A 16,575-nucleotide genomic window follows, 5' to 3' on the forward strand; every position below is an offset into this window, starting at 1 on the left:
TTTCAGCTCTTCACCAGCACCGGGCCGGAGCCCTGCGGACGCTCGTTCTCCATGAGGATGCCGAGGCGCTTTGCAACTTCCGTATAGGCTTCCAACAGACCGCCGAGGTCACGGCGGAAGCGGTCCTTGTCGAGCTTCTCGTTCGACTTGATGTCCCAGAGACGGCAGCTGTCCGGCGAGATCTCGTCGGCGACGATGATGCGCATCATCTCGTTCTCGAACAGGCGGCCGCACTCCATCTTGAAGTCGACTAGGCGGATGCCGATGCCGAGGAAGAGGCCGGTGAGGAAGTCGTTGACGCGGATGGCGAGCGCCATGATGTCGTCGATCTCCTGCGGCGTCGCCCAGCCGAAGGCGGTGATGTGCTCTTCCGACACCATGGGGTCGTTGAGCTGGTCGTTCTTGTAGTAGAATTCGATGATCGAGCGGGGCAGCTGGGTGCCCTCCTCGATGCCCAGGCGCTGCGACAGCGAGCCGGCGGCGACGTTCCGAACCACCACCTCGAGCGGCACGATCTCGACCTCGCGAATCAACTGCTCGCGCATGTTGAGGCGGCGGATGAAATGGGTCGGCACCCCGATGTCGTTGAGGTGCTGAAACAGGTACTCCGAGATCCGGTTGTTGAGGACACCCTTGCCCTCGATCACCTGATGCTTCTTCGCATTGAACGCGGTGGCGTCGTCCTTGAAGTGCTGGATCAGGGTACCGGGCTCCGGGCCTTCATAGAGAACCTTTGCCTTGCCTTCATAAATGCGACGCCGACGGCTCATGGGGATGTACCGTGTTTTGTTGAAATCCATGTATTTGGTGTGCTCCGATTACCAGGATTTGCGACCCACAGCGGAGCTGCCGTGAACGGCCCGGAACCCATCCATAAGCCCTTGGAAACAGAACGAGAACCAAGCCTTCAGGCAACCTATCCGATTGGCTGTCCGAGCACAATCGATCCGGCCGTCCGGCGCCAACTTATACCGTCTTGCCTGCGGCTTAACGGCCCGTTGTTTTGCCGATTCGTGCTATCTATGTAGGCATGCAGCCGGGGCGCCGCAACGGAAGGCTCCCGCGCCATTCAGCAGGGATTTGGAACAAGGCATGAGCGAGTTCGACAAGCGCCAGGAAGGCTTCGAGAAGAAATACGCCCTCGACGAGGAGCAGAAGTTCAAGGCGGAGGCCCGCCGCAACCGGCTGCTCGGGCTGTGGGCGGCCGAAAAGCTCGGCATGTCCGGCGATGCCGCCACCGCCTATGCCAAGGAAGTGGTCGCGTCCGATTTCGAGGAGGCCGGCGATGCCGACGTCGTGCGCAAGCTGACGGCCGATTTCGCCGCCAAGAACGTCGCCGTCACCGAGCAGGCGATTCGCGCCAAGATGAGCGAGCTGCTCGCGGTGGCCGCCGCCGAGGTGAAGGCGGGCAAATAAGCGCCCGCGCATCCCCCACACACCGTGATTCCGGGGCAGTCCGTAGGACCGAACCCGGAATCTCGAGATTCCGGATCGCCGCTGTCGCGGCGTCCGGAATGACCCCAAACCTCACTCCTCCTTGAAGCCGTATTCCGGCACGTTGCCGCTGGCGCCGTAATATTTGTACGGCAGGAACTTGCCACTCATGGTGATCTTGACCCGGTCCCCCTTCGGGTTGGCGACGCGTTCGAGCGCCATGTCGAAGTCGATCGCGGACATGATGCCGTCGCCGAACTCCTCCTCGATCAGCGCCTTCCAGGCCGGACCGTTAACCATCACCATCTCGTAGAAGCGGTAGATCAGCGGATCGGTCGGCGGCATCGGCGTGCCGGTGCCGCGCATCGGCACCTCGTTGAGCATCGCAACTTCCGCCTTCGACAGGCCGAACAGCTCGCCGGCATTGGCGGCCTGCGGCTTGGTCAGCTTCATCTGGCCCATGATCGCGCCGACGATCAGCACTTCGGAATAGCCGCCGATCTTCTCGCAGATGTGCTTCCAGCTCCAGCCCTTCTCGCGCTTGATGTCGAGCAGCTTCTCGGTGAGGTCTTCGCGTTTCATGTCAGGGTCTCCTCTTCAGGCAGTGAGTCCGGGACTGGGCCCGGGTATCCAGGTCTGTCTTTGCTCCTCGCCGTTCGCGGCGATCGTCAGCCCGGGCTTGCCGATGTGAATCACCGGCACGTTGCGCGGATCGTGACCGGGTGTCTCGGCCGTAAAGGTCTTGCTGCGCGTCACCAGGAAATCGATGATGTGGTTGCGCAGGGCGTAGTAGAGCGGATGGCGATGCAGATCGGTGCGGCCGCGATCCCGCGGCAGCGGGTTCTCGACCACCTCGGCCAGCACCGCGCCGGGACCGTTGGTCATCAGGAAGATCTTGTCGGCGAGATAGATCGCCTCGTCGACGTCGTGGGTGATCATGAACGCAGTCTGCCCGGTCTCCAGGCAGATACGCCGCACCTCGTCCTGCAGCGTGCCGCGCGTCAGCGCGTCGAGCGCCGAGAACGGCTCGTCCATCAGCATCATCTTCGGCGTGATCGACAGCGCCCGCGCGATGCCGACGCGCTGCTTCATGCCGCCCGACAGTTCCGAGGGGCGCTTGTGCTCGGAGCCGGTGAGACCGACGAGATCGATGAAGGTCTGCGCATGCGCCTTGACCTTGGCACGGTCCCAGCTGCGCCATTTCGAGCTGACGGCGTAGGCGACGTTGCCGAGCACGGTGCGCCAGGGCAGCAGCGCATGGCTCTGGAAGATCACGGCGCGGTCGAGGCTGGTGCCGGAGATCGCCTGGCCGTCGACGATGACCGCGCCCTCGCTCGGCGCATCGAGGCCGGCGAGGATGTTGAGCACCGTGGTCTTGCCGCAGCCGGAATGGCCGATCACGCAAGCGAACTCGCCGCGCGCCATCGACAGCCACAGGTTCTCGAACACGGTGGTCGTGGCGCCGCCCGCGCCAGGATAGCGCTTGGCGATCGCTTCGATTGAGATGAATTTGTCGGTCATGTGTAAATCTCGTGTCCCGGGCGCGGTGCGCCACGCAGTGGTGCACCGCAGAACCGGGACCCATGTTGCCGCAGTGGGTCCCGGCTCTGCACAGCGGCACTTCGCGCCGCAGTGCGTCCGGGACACGGCCGAGTCTGTGTCGTCGCCATTGCCCTACTCCGGAAACGTGACCATGCGCGTGAACCGCGCCAGGATCTGGTCGAGCAGCATGCCGACGACCCCGATCAGCAGGATCGCGATGATGACGTTGGTGATCGAGAGGTTATTCCACTCGTTCCAGACGAAATAGCCGATGCCGGTGCCGCCGACGAGCATCTCGGCGGCGACGATGACGAGCCAGGCGATGCCGATCGAGATGCGCATGCCGGTCAGGATTGTCGGTGCCGCCGCCGGCAGGATCACGGTGAAGGCGCGCCTGACGGTGCCGACCTCGAGCGTGCGCGCGACGTTGATCCATTCCTTGCGCACGCTGGCGACGCCGAACACGGTGTTGAGCAGCATCGGCCAGATCGAGCAGATGAAGATGACGAAGATCGCCGAGACCGAGGAATCCTTGATGGTGTAGAGCGCGAGCGGCATCCAGGCCAGCGGCGAGATCGGCTTCAGCACCTGGATGAAGGGATCTAGCGCCTTGCTGAGCAGCGGCGACATGCCGATCAGGAAGCCGAGCGGGATCGCGACCAGCACCGCCAGCAGATAGCCGGTGCCGACGCGCGCGATGGAATAGCCGAGCTGGATGCCGAGGCCCTTGTCGTTCGGTCCGTTGTCGTAGAACGGTCGCTTCAGATGCTCCCAGAGCTTGGCGCCGACATCGAGCGGCCCGGGCATGGCGGACTTGCCTTGCGTCGCAGTCAGGCCCATCAGCTTGGCATATTCGGGGCTCATCGTCGTGGTAGCGCCGGTCGAGCGCGTCGCCAGATGCCAGATGCCGAGGAAGGCGGCGAGCAGCACGATCGAGACGAGGCCGGCGCGGAGGCGGAGGGATGATGTCATCGCGTATATCCCAGGTATCGTGTCCCGGGCGCGGCGCAGTGCGAAGCGGTGCGACGCAGAACCGGGACCCATGCGGCCCGACTGGGTCCCGGCTCTGCGAAGCAGCACTGCGTGCTGCATCGCGTCCGGGACACGAGGGCGGCGCCCATCATCACGACGACTTCCTGATCTTGAAGCTTGCCACGTAATCCTCCGGCTTGGCCGGATCGAAATTCTTGCCCATCACCGCGAACGATTTGTAGGCGCTCGCGGGTGGCGACAGGCCCATCTCGGTCATCAGCTTCTTGGTGTCGGTGGCGAGATAAACCTGCTCGGCCACCGCCTTGTAGTCGACGTCGCCCTTGATCTGGCCCCAGCGCTTCATCTGCGTCAGCATCCAGACCGCAAAGGACTGCCATGGGAACGGATCGAAATCGACGCGCTTGGCGTCGGTCTTCACGCCCCCGAGGCCGTCGGCATAGGTGCCGGTCAGGACCTGCTCCAGCACCGTCACCGGCGCGTTGATGTAATTGGCCGGCGCGATCGCCTCCGCGATCTGCTTGCGGTTCTCCGCCTTCGACGCATAGGCGGTGGCATCGACGATGGCCCGCGTCAGCGCCGCAAAGCTGTTCGGGGCAGTCGTGATGAATTCGCGGCTGGCGGCGAAGCTGCAGCAGGGATGGCCGTCCCAGATCTCCTTGGACAGGATGTGCATGAAGCCGACGCCGTCATAGATCGCGCGCTGGCAGATATTGTCGGGCGCGAGAAAGCCGTCGATGTTGTCGGCGCGCAGGTTCGCCACCATCTCCGGCGGCGGCACCGAGCGCAGCTGCACGTCGGTATCGGGGTCGAGACCGTGCTCGGCGAGATAATAGCGCAAGAGGTAATTGTGCATCGAATAGTCGAAGGGGATGGCGAACTTCATGCCCTTCCAGTCCTTCGGATCGCGCTTGTCCTTGTGCTTCATGGCGAGCGTGATGCCCTGCCCGTTGATGTTCTCGATCGCAGGCACCGCAAACGGAATGGCATTGGCACCGAGGCCGAGCGAGATCGCGATCGGCATCGGCGCCAGCATGTGGGCGGCGTCGTACTCCTTGTTGATGGTCTTGTCGCGGATCACGGCCCAGCCGGCGGTCTTGACCACCTCGACGTTGAGACCGTGCTTGGAATAGAAGCCGAGCGGAGCCGCCATGATGATCGGCGTGGCGCAGGTGATCGGAATGAAGCCGACCTTGAGATCCTTCTTCTCGGGCGCGCCTGCTTGCGCAAACACCTCTGTCGCCGTCTTGAGCGGGAAGAACTGCGACAGTGCCGCGAGCGCAGTCGACGCGCCCACGGACTTCAGGAAAGCACGTCGCGCCACGTCCTGCGGAAACATCGCGCGCATCACCGCGGAGGCGACCACGCCCTCGTAGCGCTTCTCCTCGCTCCCCACTGGCTCGCAGCGTAGCGCTCCCGCCTGCTCGTGCTCTGCAGCAGAACGATGCTGGCCGCAGGCGCAACCGGCCTGGAGATTGCGGTCGGAGTCAAACGGATCGTCGAACGTGGACATGCTGCTGCGCCCCTTTGTCACATCGCGCGGCGAACGCCGTTGTCCGCCGCGTCGGCTCAAACTCCATCGTGGTCCGGCCAAGCCTTGCGCAGCCGGACCACGAAAAACATGCAGGTTCTATGCCGCCTTGCCTGTTACCTGGGCAGCCACCGGCAAGCCCTGCTCGATCGGCAGCGACGGATCGCGCGACCATTCGTTCCAGGAGCCGAAATACATCCGCACGTCCTTCACGCCGGCGTTCTTCAGCGCCAGGAAGGTGTTCGAGGCGCGCGCGCCCTTGAAGCAGTAGAGATAGACCGGTGTCGCCGGCGTGATGCCGACGGTGGCACATTCGGCCAGGATCTCGTCCTTGGACTTGAAGCGCGGGCCCTCGGCGGTCGGCTTCATCATGCGGTACCATTCCAGCCACACCGCACCGGGGATACGGCCCTTGCGCGGGCAGAAATCCTTGCCGTACGGGGACGAGCTGTCGCCAATCCACTCGTCGACGTCGCGCACGTCGAGGATGGCGATGCCGGGCTTGCCGACGGCGGCGAGCATGGTCTTGGCGTCGATCAGAATCTCGCCGGCCTCGGGCACGATCGCGAACGAGGCCTTTGCCGGCGTCGGAACGTCCTTGGTCACGGGAAGACCCGCGGCGGCCCAGGCGTCGAAGCCGCCATGCAGCACTTTGACCTTGGGATAGCCGAGCATGGTGAGCAGATAGTAGCCGCGGCAGGACTGGCCGAAGCCGGAATTCATCGATTGCTCGTAGACCACGGCCGTTTCCTTGCCGGAGAGGCCGGCCGCGCCGAAGGCGTCGGCGAATTTGGTCTTCAGCTCGCTGATGCCCTCGGGCGTCGAGGTCGCAAGAAAGGTGAAGATCTCGTGCACGTTCACGGCGCCCGGCAAATGCCCGGCGGCATAGGCGTCGGGATTGCGGGTGTCGATCACGACACACGGCTCCGTCTTCAAGAGATCGGCAAGTTCGCTGGCAGAGATCAGAACGTCCGTCATTGGCAGCCTCTCCGTTGAGGTTAAGTGGTCTTCTGGGGTGGACTCGTGAGCTCAGGAATCAGCGAGCATCTTGCGCAGCTGCTTGGTGGCCGGCGTGACGATCGCGATGAAATAGGCCTCGCGCAGGCGCCGCTGCGCGCGATGGCCCTTCAGATAGCCGCGCGCGCCACAATGCAGCATCGCCGCATGCGCCGCCGCGACGCTGGCTTCGCCGGCGCGCAAGCGCAGCGCGATCACCTTGCGCCAGTAGGTCTCCTCCTCGTTGTAGGGGTCGCGCGCCAGCGCCATGGTCTCGGCCTCGATCTCCGCGGCGAGATCGCCGAAATGCACCGGCTGCTGCGGCAGATAACGGTTGATATGGCCGAGCGGACCATCAACCTCGCCCATGATGTTGATGCAGTCCTTGATCAGCCCGAGCGCCATGCCGGCCTGCAGCAGGATGAAGCCGGCGCGGATCTTCTTGACGAAGGGCCCGGCGGGATCGGCGAGGATCAGCTCGTCCGGCACGAAGACGTCGCGGAACTGGACGCCATAGGTGCCAGTGCCGTCCATGGCGAGGAACGGCTTGCACGGCGTCAGGGTAATCGCGGGATCCGAGCAATCGGCGAGAAACATCACGGTGCCGGGCTCGCCGCTTGCGATGCCGGGCTCGCCGCTCGCGGTGCCCTGGTCGTCCTCACGCTCGAAGATGGTGCCGAAATAATGGTCCGGGCCGAGATTGGAGACCCAGGGCAGCGCACCGCGCACGATGTAGCCACCCTCGACCTTGCGCCCCTTCAGCTTGAGCTTCTCGATACCGAAGAAGCTCTTCATCGGGTTGGAGAGCCCGGTGCCGCCGAGCACCCGGCCGGTCGAGAAGGCATCGCCGAAGCGTTTCGCCAATTTCATATTGGTCGAGTTGGCGGCGTACCAGACCAGCGTGTCCTGGCACCAGGCCATGAAGGCGGTCGCCCCGCAGACCTCGCCGATCGCCGCCATCGTCTGGATGGCGCAGCGCAGATCGGCGGGACCTTCGTGGGGCACGTGACTGCCCCACGCCCCGACCGCGCCGAACTTGCGCAGCACCTCGGCCGGATAAACCGAACCGTCGTCGATGCCGGCGGCGAGCGGGGCGAGCTGCTCCCGCGCGATCCGCGCCACCTCGCCTGCAATGGACGGTGCGGGCTGATCCAGAACGTCGACCCGCGATAAAGCCAGTGAACCCATGATCGTCTCCCGCACCTTGTCCTGGTTGCCGCCTGCTAGATGCCGACCTCGAGATTGACCGGCCGGGTGAAGGTGTTGGCGACCGGCGACCATTTCTTCACATGCGCGACCAGCGCGTTGATCTCGTCCTGCGCGATGCCCTCGCATGCCATGTCGACCTTGACGCGCACGTCGGTGAAGCCGACCGGCTTGTCCGAGGTGTCGCCGGTGCCCCAGACCGCGGTGATGTTGAGGTCGCCTTCGAGCTCGAGCTCGAGCTTGTTGACGATCCAGCCGCGGTGCACGGCGTTGGCGTGCAGGCCGACGGCGAGGCAGGAGCCGAGCGCGGCGAGCGAGGCTTCCGACGGATTGGGCGCGGTGTCGTCGCCGAGCAGCCCCGGCGGCTCGTCGACGATGTAGGGCGGCAGATTGCGGATGTAGTTGGCGTGGCGGAATTTTCCTTCCGCGACCGTCTTGCACTTCAAGGTCTTGACCACCTTCGGATTCGCCTTGCCGTTGGCGATCAGCTGCTCGAGCCCATTCTTGTCGATGGGCGCGAGGCACCCCGTCAGCACTGTCTTCTGAACGACCGCAGTCATCGTCTTCTCCCTGGCAGAGGTGGAAATCGGCAGGATACCGAACGGTCTGTTTCCTTGCATGGAGCGTGCCAGAACCGGCCAGAAAGCGAAAGGCGAAGCATTGGAGCCGCTTAGCGTCGCTGCCGGTGGATTGATCAACCCCCTCCTGCTCAAAGGCGGAGCAGATGCTCGAGCGGATGCGAATCTTTTCAGCGCCAACCAGATGCGGCTTGCTGATGTGATGCAGCTGCGATTAAGTTGCAGCTTATGGCAAAGACGTCATCGAAGAAGACCTCGCCCCACGCCGCCACCGGCGACGACGAATCCGCACGCGGGCGCCTGCTCAGCGCCGCGTCACATCTGTTCTGCAAGAACGGAATCAACGCCACCGGCATCGATGCGATCATCGAGGAGGCTGGCACCGCGAAGACCACGCTCTACAAATTGTTCGGCTCCAAGACCAATCTCGTCAACGCGGTGCTGGAAAGCGAAGGCAAGCAATGGCGCGAATGGTTCATCGCCGCCATGGAGCAAGGCGGCGGCGACGCACAAGCCAAGCTGACGCGCATCTTTCCGGCGCTGAAGAGCTGGTTCGCCGAAGAGCGCTTCTACGGCTGCCCCTTCATCAACGCGGTCGGCGAGCACGACAAGGACGCCAAACAGTTCCGCAACATCGCGCTGAAGCACAAGAAGATCGTGCTCGGCCACATCGAGAAGCTCGCCGGCGAGCTCGGCTCGAGCGAGCCCGCCGTGCTGGCGCACCAGCTCGGCCTCCTCATCGACGGCGCGATCGTCGCGGCGATGATCTCGCGCGACCCGGGCGTGGCGGATACGGCGGCACTGACGGCGGGGCCCCTGCTCGGCCACTCGAAGGCGAAGAAGAAGCGCGCGGAGCAATTCGAAGCGGTGTGATCGCTTTCACTTCGTAGCCCGCATGAAGCGCAGCGGAATGCGGGGATACCGTCCCGGATTGCGCTCCGCTCCATCCGGGCTACGATGATCTCGTCGGGTGAGCAAAGGCGCAAAGCGCCGTGCCCACCATTCCTCCGTGACCGTGGGCACGCTTCGCTTTGGCCACCCTACGAGACCGACGCGCGATCTACGCGCCCTGCTCCATCATCCCAGCAAGCCGCACCAGCTCTGTCTCCAGATCGCGCTCCACATCCACTGCCCGAATGTCGAGCACCCGATAGTCGCGCGCCTCGAGCCAGCTCCGCCGCGCCGCGCGATCGGCCGCGATCGCCTCGCCCTCACCCGGATTCACCAGCTCGATCGCGATCCGGTGCGGGAAGGAGACGAAGTCCGGGATGTGCCGTCCGACCGGCGTCTGGCGCTTGAACCCACCTGCGAAACGGCGGTCGCGGGTCAGGGCCTGCCAGAGCAGGCGCTCGGCGTCGGTCGGATTGCGGCGGAGCAGGCGGGCAAGGCCGCGCACGGTTGAGCCGCTGTCGGAGACGCCGCCGCCCTGCCCGTGCTCGGCCAAGAGCGCGCGCAGGCGCGTCGCCTGCTCGCCATCGAGCACGCCGCCCTTGGCCGGACCCTTGCGTCCTTCCGCGATCGCCATGATCACCCCGTGCAGGGTGTGCATGTCCTGCTTGGTCGGCTCCATCCGGGTGAAGATGTTGCGCAGGTTGACCAGCATGGTGTCGCGTTTCTCGGCCGGGCGCAAGAATTCCACCTTGTCGAGCTCGCGCACGAGGTTGTCGAAGAACGCCTGCATCTGGTGCTGCGAGGCGCGCTCGGATCTTTCAGGCATGGCGTGCGGCAGCTCGCCCGAGGTTATCCGCTTGAACCATTCATAGCCGACCAAGAGCACGGCCTGGGCGAGGTTGAGCGAGGCGAAGCCCGGATTGACCGGGAAGGTGATGATGCGGTTGGAGAGCCCGACCTCCTCGTTGGTCAGGCCCCATCGCTCGCGGCCGAACAGGATACCGGCCTTGCCTCCCGTGGCGATGTGCCCGGATATTTCGGCGGCCGCGGCTTCCGGCCCGACCACGGGCTTGGCCTGGTCGTGCGGGCGCGCCGTGGTGGCGAACAAGAGATCGAGGTCGGCGACGGCCTCTGCCACCGTGCCGAACAATTCGACCTTTTCTAGAATGTGGTCCGCGCCGGCGGCGGCGCGCTGGGCGGCGATGTTCGGCCAGCCGTCCCTGGGGTTGACGATGCGCAAGCGGCTCAGGGCGAAATTGCCCATGGCGCGCGCGGCCATGCCGATGTTCTCGCCGAGCTGCGGCTCGACCAGGATCACGATGGGACCGTCGAGGGAAAGTCCCGCCTTGCTCTTGTCAGTCCCCGACATCTCGCTTCGCTTTCACTCTCAAGGCCTTGGCAAGGCGCTCTTAGGAATTGATTCAGGCCGGCCTTTCAGGCTCGCGCTGGGCCGGCCGGGTTGTCCGACCGTCGTTTGCCTGTCCTGACGAAATTCTCAAGGGAAATAACGGGTTGGATTCGACCTTTGAATCGCGCCTGAAACCTCGTCCCTGCCGGTCCGGCGCGGCCCGACCTTGCTCCCCATCCGTGGGGGCTGGATCGGCTAAAAGTGCATAATCCCTTGGCTTTCGCCCGGTGCTATCAGGTGCTAAGAGGCGGCGGATATTCACGTGGCGCCGATGGCGCCGTTCCCAAGAGGGCTCCCCCGATCATGGCAAAAATCAAGGTATCCAATCCCGTCGTCGAGCTCGATGGCGACGAGATGACCCGGATCATCTGGCAGTACATCAAGGACAAGCTGATCAACCCGTTCCTGGATGTCGAACTGCTCTATTTCGACCTGGGCATGGAGTACCGCGACCACACCAACGATCAGGTCACCATCGACGCGGCCGAGGCCATCAAGAAGGTCGGCGTCGGCGTCAAGTGCGCCACCATCACCCCCGACGAAGCCCGGGTGAAGGAGTTCAACCTCAAGCAGATGTGGAAGTCGCCCAACGGCACTATCCGCAACATCCTCGGCGGCGTGATCTTCCGCGAGCCGATCATCTGCAAGAACGTGCCGCGGCTGGTTCCCGGCTGGACCAAGCCGATCATCATCGGCCGCCACGCCTATGGCGACCAGTACCGCGCCACCGACATCAAGTTCCCGGGCAAGGGCACGCTCTCGATGAAGTTCGTCGGCGAGGACGGCACCGTGATCGAGAAGGAGGTGTTCAAGGCCCCCGGCGCCGGCGTCGCCATGGAGATGTACAATCTCGACGATTCCATCGTCGACTTCGCCCGCGCCTCCTTCAACTACGGCCTGCTGCGCGGCTACCCGGTCTACCTGTCGACCAAGAACACGATTCTGAAGGTCTATGACGGCCGCTTCAAGGACATCTTCCAGGACATCTTCGACCGCGAGTTCAAGAAGGAGTTCGACGCCAAGGGCCTGACCTACGAGCACCGCCTGATCGACGACATGGTGGCCTCGGCGCTGAAATGGTCCGGCGGCTATGTCTGGGCCTGCAAGAACTACGATGGCGACGTGCAGTCCGACACGGTCGCGCAGGGCTACGGCTCGCTCGGCCTGATGACCTCGGTGCTGCTCACCCCCGACGGCAAGACCGTGGAAGCGGAAGCCGCCCACGGCACGGTGACCCGCCACTACCGCGAGCACCAGAAGGGCAAGGAGACCTCGACCAACTCGATCGCCTCGATCTTCGCCTGGACCAGAGGCCTCGCCCACCGCGCCAAGCTCGACAACAATGCCGAGCTGGCCAAGTTCGCCAACACGCTGGAGAAGGTCTGCGTCGACACCGTCGAGGCCGGCTACATGACCAAGGACCTCGCGCTCCTGGTCGGCGCCGACCAGCGCTGGCTCTCGACCACCGGCTTCCTCGACAAGGTCGCCGAGAATCTCGGCAAAGAATTGGCTTAAGCCGCCGGCAATTCCGCCCCTAAGGGGCCGGACATCATCGCGGGCCGCGCCAAAGCGCGGCCCGTTTGCTTTTCAGGCGCGCTCAGTCAGCGGCCCGTGCCTTCCTCCTCCGCCTGCGCCAGCTCGGCGAGTGCGAGATCGCCGGTGTCGGCGAGCCTTGCCTTGGCGGTGGTGTGGACGTGGTCGGCGAGCGTCGGCATGCGCGCGATCAAGGCGTGAAAATCCTGGGCATCGAGCACGAGCAGGCGTGTCTTGCGGGTCGCCGTCACCGTGCCGCTGCGTTTGGTCTTGTGCAAGAGCGCGATCTCGCCGAAGAAGGTGCCGTCGCTAAGGTGCACATGCTGGCTCGGCAGCGCGATCTCGACCTCGCCGGCGGCGATGAAGTACATCGACGAGGCCGCATCGCCCCGCCGCACCAGGACCTCGCCCTGCTCGATGGTGCGTGCGCGGAGCAGGCGCATGATGTCGGCGATCTCCGCGGCCGACAGATGCGAGAACAGCGGCACCCGCGCCAGCATGCCCCAGGTGACGACGAAGTCGCGCCGCTTGACCTCTTCCGCGAAGGCGGTGGAGATGATCGCGACCGGCAGCGCGATCATGGCGAAGCCGCTGACGATGGCGAATGTGGAGATCAGCTTGCCGAGTGGCGTCACCGGCACGACGTCGCCGTAGCCGACGGTGCCGAGCGTCACGATTGCCCACCACATCGCCTGCGGGATGGTGCCGAGCTTGTCCGGCTGCACGTCGCGCTCGATGGCGTAGAGCAGTGAGGCGAAGGTCAGGACCGCGCCGATCAGGATCACGATGCAGCCGATCAGCGCCCGCCGCTCGGCATGCACGGCGGCGAGCAGCGAGCGCATCGCCGGGGAATAGCGGATCAGCTTGAAGAACGGCAGCACGCCGAGCGCCGCGAGCGTCGGGTGCTCGCCGGTGGCCAGCACGATGGCCGCGGGCAGAAACGCCATGAGGTCGATGAGGCCGAGCGCCGAGAAGGCATAGCCAAGCCGGTCGGACAGCGCGGATCCCTTGCGCTGGGTGTGGCCGGCCACCGTCCACAGCCGCGCGGCATATTCCAGCGCGAACACGATCACCGAGAGGATGGTGATGCCCGCGAACAGCACGCCGAACTGCGCGTCGAGCTCTGGCACCGAGGCCAGGATCATCGCAGCCACATTGAGCACGATGAGGCCGACGATGAGCTGGATGAAGCGCGACCCGGCCGAATAGGCCAGCGGGTCGTGCTCCAGCAATTCGTAGAGGCGATCCCTCACGTTGGGATCGCGAAGCCCACGTCCTCGCGGAACGGAGGACATGGCGACTTAAGCGCCTGCCATCGCTTTTTCGATCGCAGCTAATGCCTCGGTCGCCTTGGCGCCGTCGGGGCCGCCGGCCTGCGCCATGTCGGGCCGGCCGCCGCCGCCCTTGCCGCCGAGCGCCTCGGAGGCAATGCGGACGAGGTTCACGGCGTTGAAACGCGCAGTGAGATCTTGCGTCACGCCGACCACGATTCCCGCCTTGCCGTCCTCGGTGACGCCGACGATGGCGACGACGCCGGAGCCGATCTGCTTCTTGCCGTCGTCGGCCAGGCTCTTGAGATCCTTCATCTCGATGCCCTCGACCGCGCGCGCCATCAGCTTGACGTCGCCGACCTCGCGCACGGCCGAAGCCGCGCCATTGCTCCCGGCGGAGGTGCCGCCGCCCATCGCCAGCTTCTTGCGCGCGTCGGAGAGCTCGCGCTCGAGCTTCTTGCGCTCCTCCATGAGCGCGGCGATGCGCGCCGGAACGTCGTCGAGGGAGGTGCGCAGCTCGTTCGCCGCGGTCTTCGCCAGCGCCATGGTCTCGTTGGCGTGCCTGCGCGCGTAATTACCGGTCAGCGCCTCGATGCGGCGCACGCCGGACGCCACCGCGCTCTCGCTCGTCACCGTGATCAGGCCGATGTCTCCGGTGCGCCTGACATGCGTGCCGCCGCACAGCTCGACCGACCAGCCGAGCGCGTTGGCGCCGCGCTCGCGCGCCGTTCTGCCCATCGAGACGACGCGGACCTCGTCGCCGTATTTCTCGCCGAACAGAGCGCGAGCGCCGGCCTCGCGCGCCTCGTCGACGCCCATCACCCGCGTGGTGACCTCGTCGTTCTCCAGCACCACCTCGTTGGCGATGTCCTCCACGCGTGCGAGCTCCTCCGCCGTGATCGGCTTCGGATGCACGAAGTCGAAGCGCAGCCGGTCAGGCGCGACCATCGAGCCGCGCTGGGCGATGTGGTCGCCGAGCACCTGGCGCAGCGCCTCGTGGATGAGATGCGTCGCCGAATGATGCGCGCGGATCGAGGTGCGCCTAGTATGATCGACCTCGAGCTGCAGCGCGGTACCGAGCTTCACTTCGCCCTGCTCGACCTTGCCGATATGGACGAAGAAATCGCCGAGTTTCTTCTGCGTATCGGTGACGCGGAACTTGATGCCACCCTCGCCCGTCAGCACGCCGGTGTCGCCGACCTGGCCGCCTGACTCCGCGTAGAACGGCGTCTGGTTCAGCACGATGGCGCCGATGTCGCCGACCTTCAGGCTGGTGACCTCAGTGCCGTCCTTGACCAGCGCCGACACCACGCCCTCGGCGCTCTCGGTCTCGTAGCCCAGGAATTCGGTGGCGCCGAGCTTCTCGCGCAGCGGAAACCAGATCGCCTCTGAGGCCGCCTCGCCCGAGCCTTTCCAGGACTCGCGCGCCTTGGCCTTCTGCCGCTCCATCGCGTCGGTGAACGCGGCCTGGTCGACGCCGATGCCGCGCGACTTCAGCGCGTCCTGCGTCAGGTCGAGCGGGAAGCCGTAGGTGTCGTACAGCGTGAAGGCGACGTCGCCGTCAAACATGTCGCCCTTCTTTAAGGACGCGCTCTTCTCGTCCAGAATCGCCAAGCCGCGCGACAGCGTCTTGCGGAAGCGGGTCTCTTCCAGCCGCAGCGTCTCCTCGATCAAATTCTCCGCGCGCATCAAATCGGGATAGGCCTGGCCCATCTCGCGCACCAGCGCCCAGACCAGCCGATGCATCAGCGGCTCTTGCGCACCCAGCAGCTGCGCATGGCGCATCGCGCGCCGCATGATCCGGCGCAGCACGTAGCCGCGGCCCTCGTTCGAGGGCAGCACGCCGTCGGCGACGAGGAACGCGGAGGAGCGTAGATGGTCGGCTATGACGCGGAACGAGGCGACATTCTGCTCGTTCGGCCCGCTGCCGAGCGCGGACGAGGTCGCCTCGATCAGATGGCGGAACAGGTCGGTCTCGAACACGCTCTCGACGCCCTGCAGAATGCAGGCCATGCGCTCCAGGCCCATGCCGGTGTCGATCGAGGGACGCGGCAGCGGCTGGCGCTCCTCCTTCGTCACCTGCTCGAACTGCATGAACACGAGATTCCAGAATTCGAGGAAGCGGTCGCCGTCCTCTTCCGGCGAGCCGGGAGGCCCGCCCCAGATGTGATCGCCTCGGTCGATGAAGATCTCCGAGCACGGGCCGCACGGGCCGGTATCGCCCATCGCCCAGAAATTGTCCGAGGTCGGAATGCGGATGATGCGGTCGTCGGAGAAGCCGGCGATCTTCTTCCACAGGCCCGCCGCCTCGTCGTCGGTGTGGTAGACGGTGACGAGCAGCTTGTCCTTCTTGAGCCCGAACTCCCCGGTGATCAGCTTCCAGGCAAGCTCGATCGCGCGCTCCTTGAAATAGTCGCCGAACGAGAAATTGCCGAGCATCTCGAAGAAGGTGAGATGGCGCGCGGTGTAGCCGACATTGTCGAGGTCGTTATGCTTGCCGCCGGCGCGCACGCATTTCTGCGAGGTGGTGGCGCGCTGATAGGGCCGCTTCTCGACGCCGGTGAAGACGTTCTTGAACTGCACCATGCCGGCATTGGTGAACATCAACGTTGGATCGTTGCGCGGCACGAGGGGCGAGGACGCCACGATCTCGTGGCCGTTCTCGGCAAAGAAGTTCAGAAAGGTCGACCTGATCTCGTTGACGCCGCTCATGTTCATCCAATCGGGTGTGCTAGAGCATGATCCGGAAAAGTGTGAAGCGGTTTTCCGAAAAGATCATGCTCAAACAAAGAGCTAAAGCGCGATGACGCGCTTTAGAACCCGCTTCTCGCCATCCAAACCGTAACGTTAAGGCTGATATCTGCGGGCCAAAGCGCTTTTAGACAAGGCCAGCTTTCCTGTCCAGAAACTGTGCAAGCAGATCAGAGGGTTGCCGCAGCCGCTCAATTCCGCTGCAATCCCGTTGATAGGGCGCGCGGACGCGTTGACAGGCTTGGCTGGCCTGTGGTCTCTACCCATCTGTATCGTACGGCCACGTCGGGAGAGACCGGCTTTAGGCAGCCGGCGCCGAAGGAGCAACCGCCCCGGAAACTCTCAGGCAAAAGGACCGCGTGGCTTTGACAGCATCTGGAAAGAGGCGCCGACGGGTCTAGACCCGGACTGCGTCCGCCGACGGGATAATACTCTCAGGCACAG

Annotated in this window: 14 protein-coding genes and 1 riboswitch; of the genes, 3 read left to right on the forward strand and 11 right to left on the reverse strand. The window is 64.8% G+C overall.

Annotation, left to right across the window (positions count from 1 at the left end; all coding sequences use genetic code 11):
- Nucleotides 1-2: 2 nt before the first annotated feature.
- Nucleotides 3-770: a phosphoribosylaminoimidazolesuccinocarboxamide synthase gene (purC, locus tag K410_RS0124845; RefSeq protein WP_173015815.1), complete on the reverse strand. Its 768-nt coding sequence runs from the start codon at nt 768-770 to the stop codon at nt 3-5.
- A gap of 322 nt (nt 771-1,092) precedes the next feature.
- Here purC and K410_RS0124850 point away from each other — a divergent pair, with 322 nt between their 5' ends.
- Nucleotides 1,093-1,416: a DUF1476 domain-containing protein gene (locus K410_RS0124850; RefSeq protein WP_028137375.1), complete on the forward strand. Its 324-nt coding sequence runs from the start codon at nt 1,093-1,095 to the stop codon at nt 1,414-1,416.
- 111 nt (nt 1,417-1,527) lie between these two features.
- On the opposite strand, the gene cynS is transcribed toward K410_RS0124850, so the two are convergent.
- The 7 genes from cynS to K410_RS0124885 form a co-directional block, all read right to left on the reverse strand.
- Nucleotides 1,528-2,016 carry a cyanase gene (gene cynS / locus K410_RS37210; RefSeq protein WP_049820198.1) on the reverse strand — a complete coding sequence of 163 codons (489 nt, stop codon included), beginning with the start codon at nt 2,014-2,016 and terminating at the stop codon, nt 1,528-1,530.
- 15 nt (nt 2,017-2,031) lie between these two features.
- On the reverse strand, nt 2,032-2,955 hold the full coding sequence (locus K410_RS0124860) for an ABC transporter ATP-binding protein (RefSeq protein WP_028137376.1): 924 nt from the start codon (nt 2,953-2,955) through the stop codon (nt 2,032-2,034).
- A 153-nt stretch (nt 2,956-3,108) separates the two neighbouring features.
- Entirely contained in the window at nt 3,109-3,948 is an 840-nt protein-coding gene (ntrB, locus tag K410_RS0124865) for a nitrate ABC transporter permease (RefSeq protein ID WP_028137377.1), read from the reverse strand.
- A 151-nt stretch (nt 3,949-4,099) separates the two neighbouring features.
- Nucleotides 4,100-5,479 carry a CmpA/NrtA family ABC transporter substrate-binding protein gene (locus tag K410_RS0124870; protein WP_028137378.1) on the reverse strand — a complete coding sequence of 460 codons (1,380 nt, stop codon included), beginning with the start codon at nt 5,477-5,479 and terminating at the stop codon, nt 4,100-4,102.
- Nucleotides 5,480-5,596: 117 nt separating this feature from the next.
- On the reverse strand, nt 5,597-6,475 hold the full coding sequence (locus tag K410_RS0124875) for a sulfurtransferase (RefSeq protein ID WP_028137379.1): 879 nt from the start codon (nt 6,473-6,475) through the stop codon (nt 5,597-5,599).
- A gap of 51 nt (nt 6,476-6,526) precedes the next feature.
- Complete coding sequence (locus K410_RS0124880) at nt 6,527-7,681, reverse strand: acyl-CoA dehydrogenase family protein (protein ID WP_028137380.1); 1,155 nt, start codon at nt 7,679-7,681, stop codon at nt 6,527-6,529.
- A 35-nt stretch (nt 7,682-7,716) separates the two neighbouring features.
- Nucleotides 7,717-8,259 (reverse strand): OsmC family protein, encoded by a 543-nt coding sequence (locus K410_RS0124885; protein ID WP_028137381.1) that lies wholly within the window; start codon nt 8,257-8,259, stop codon nt 7,717-7,719.
- Nucleotides 8,260-8,505: 246 nt separating this feature from the next.
- Here K410_RS0124885 and K410_RS0124890 point away from each other — a divergent pair, with 246 nt between their 5' ends.
- Complete coding sequence (locus K410_RS0124890; protein WP_028137382.1) at nt 8,506-9,150, forward strand: TetR/AcrR family transcriptional regulator; 645 nt, start codon at nt 8,506-8,508, stop codon at nt 9,148-9,150.
- A gap of 187 nt (nt 9,151-9,337) precedes the next feature.
- On the opposite strand, the gene K410_RS0124895 is transcribed toward K410_RS0124890, so the two are convergent.
- Nucleotides 9,338-10,537, reverse strand: coding sequence for a TrmJ/YjtD family RNA methyltransferase (locus tag K410_RS0124895; RefSeq protein WP_028137383.1), 1,200 nt, complete (start codon nt 10,535-10,537; stop codon nt 9,338-9,340).
- A gap of 342 nt (nt 10,538-10,879) precedes the next feature.
- Between K410_RS0124895 and K410_RS0124900 the strand changes: the two genes are divergently transcribed.
- Nucleotides 10,880-12,091, forward strand: coding sequence for an NADP-dependent isocitrate dehydrogenase (locus K410_RS0124900; protein WP_028137384.1), 1,212 nt, complete (start codon nt 10,880-10,882; stop codon nt 12,089-12,091).
- Nucleotides 12,092-12,177: 86 nt separating this feature from the next.
- Here the strand turns inward: K410_RS0124900 and K410_RS0124905 are convergent, their stop codons facing one another.
- Nucleotides 12,178-13,404, reverse strand: a complete 1,227-nt coding sequence (locus tag K410_RS0124905; RefSeq protein WP_028137385.1) for a cyclic nucleotide-gated ion channel — start codon at nt 13,402-13,404, stop codon at nt 12,178-12,180.
- 6 nt (nt 13,405-13,410) lie between these two features.
- Nucleotides 13,411-16,092, reverse strand: coding sequence for an alanine--tRNA ligase (gene alaS, locus K410_RS0124910; protein ID WP_028137386.1), 2,682 nt, complete (start codon nt 16,090-16,092; stop codon nt 13,411-13,413).
- A 315-nt stretch (nt 16,093-16,407) separates the two neighbouring features.
- A riboswitch (glycine riboswitch) is annotated at nt 16,408-16,498 on the forward strand.
- Nucleotides 16,499-16,575 lie beyond the last annotated feature (77 nt).

The organism is Bradyrhizobium sp. 22 (assembly GCF_000482425.1).
Lineage (GTDB): Bacteria > Pseudomonadota > Alphaproteobacteria > Rhizobiales > Xanthobacteraceae > Bradyrhizobium > Bradyrhizobium japonicum_B.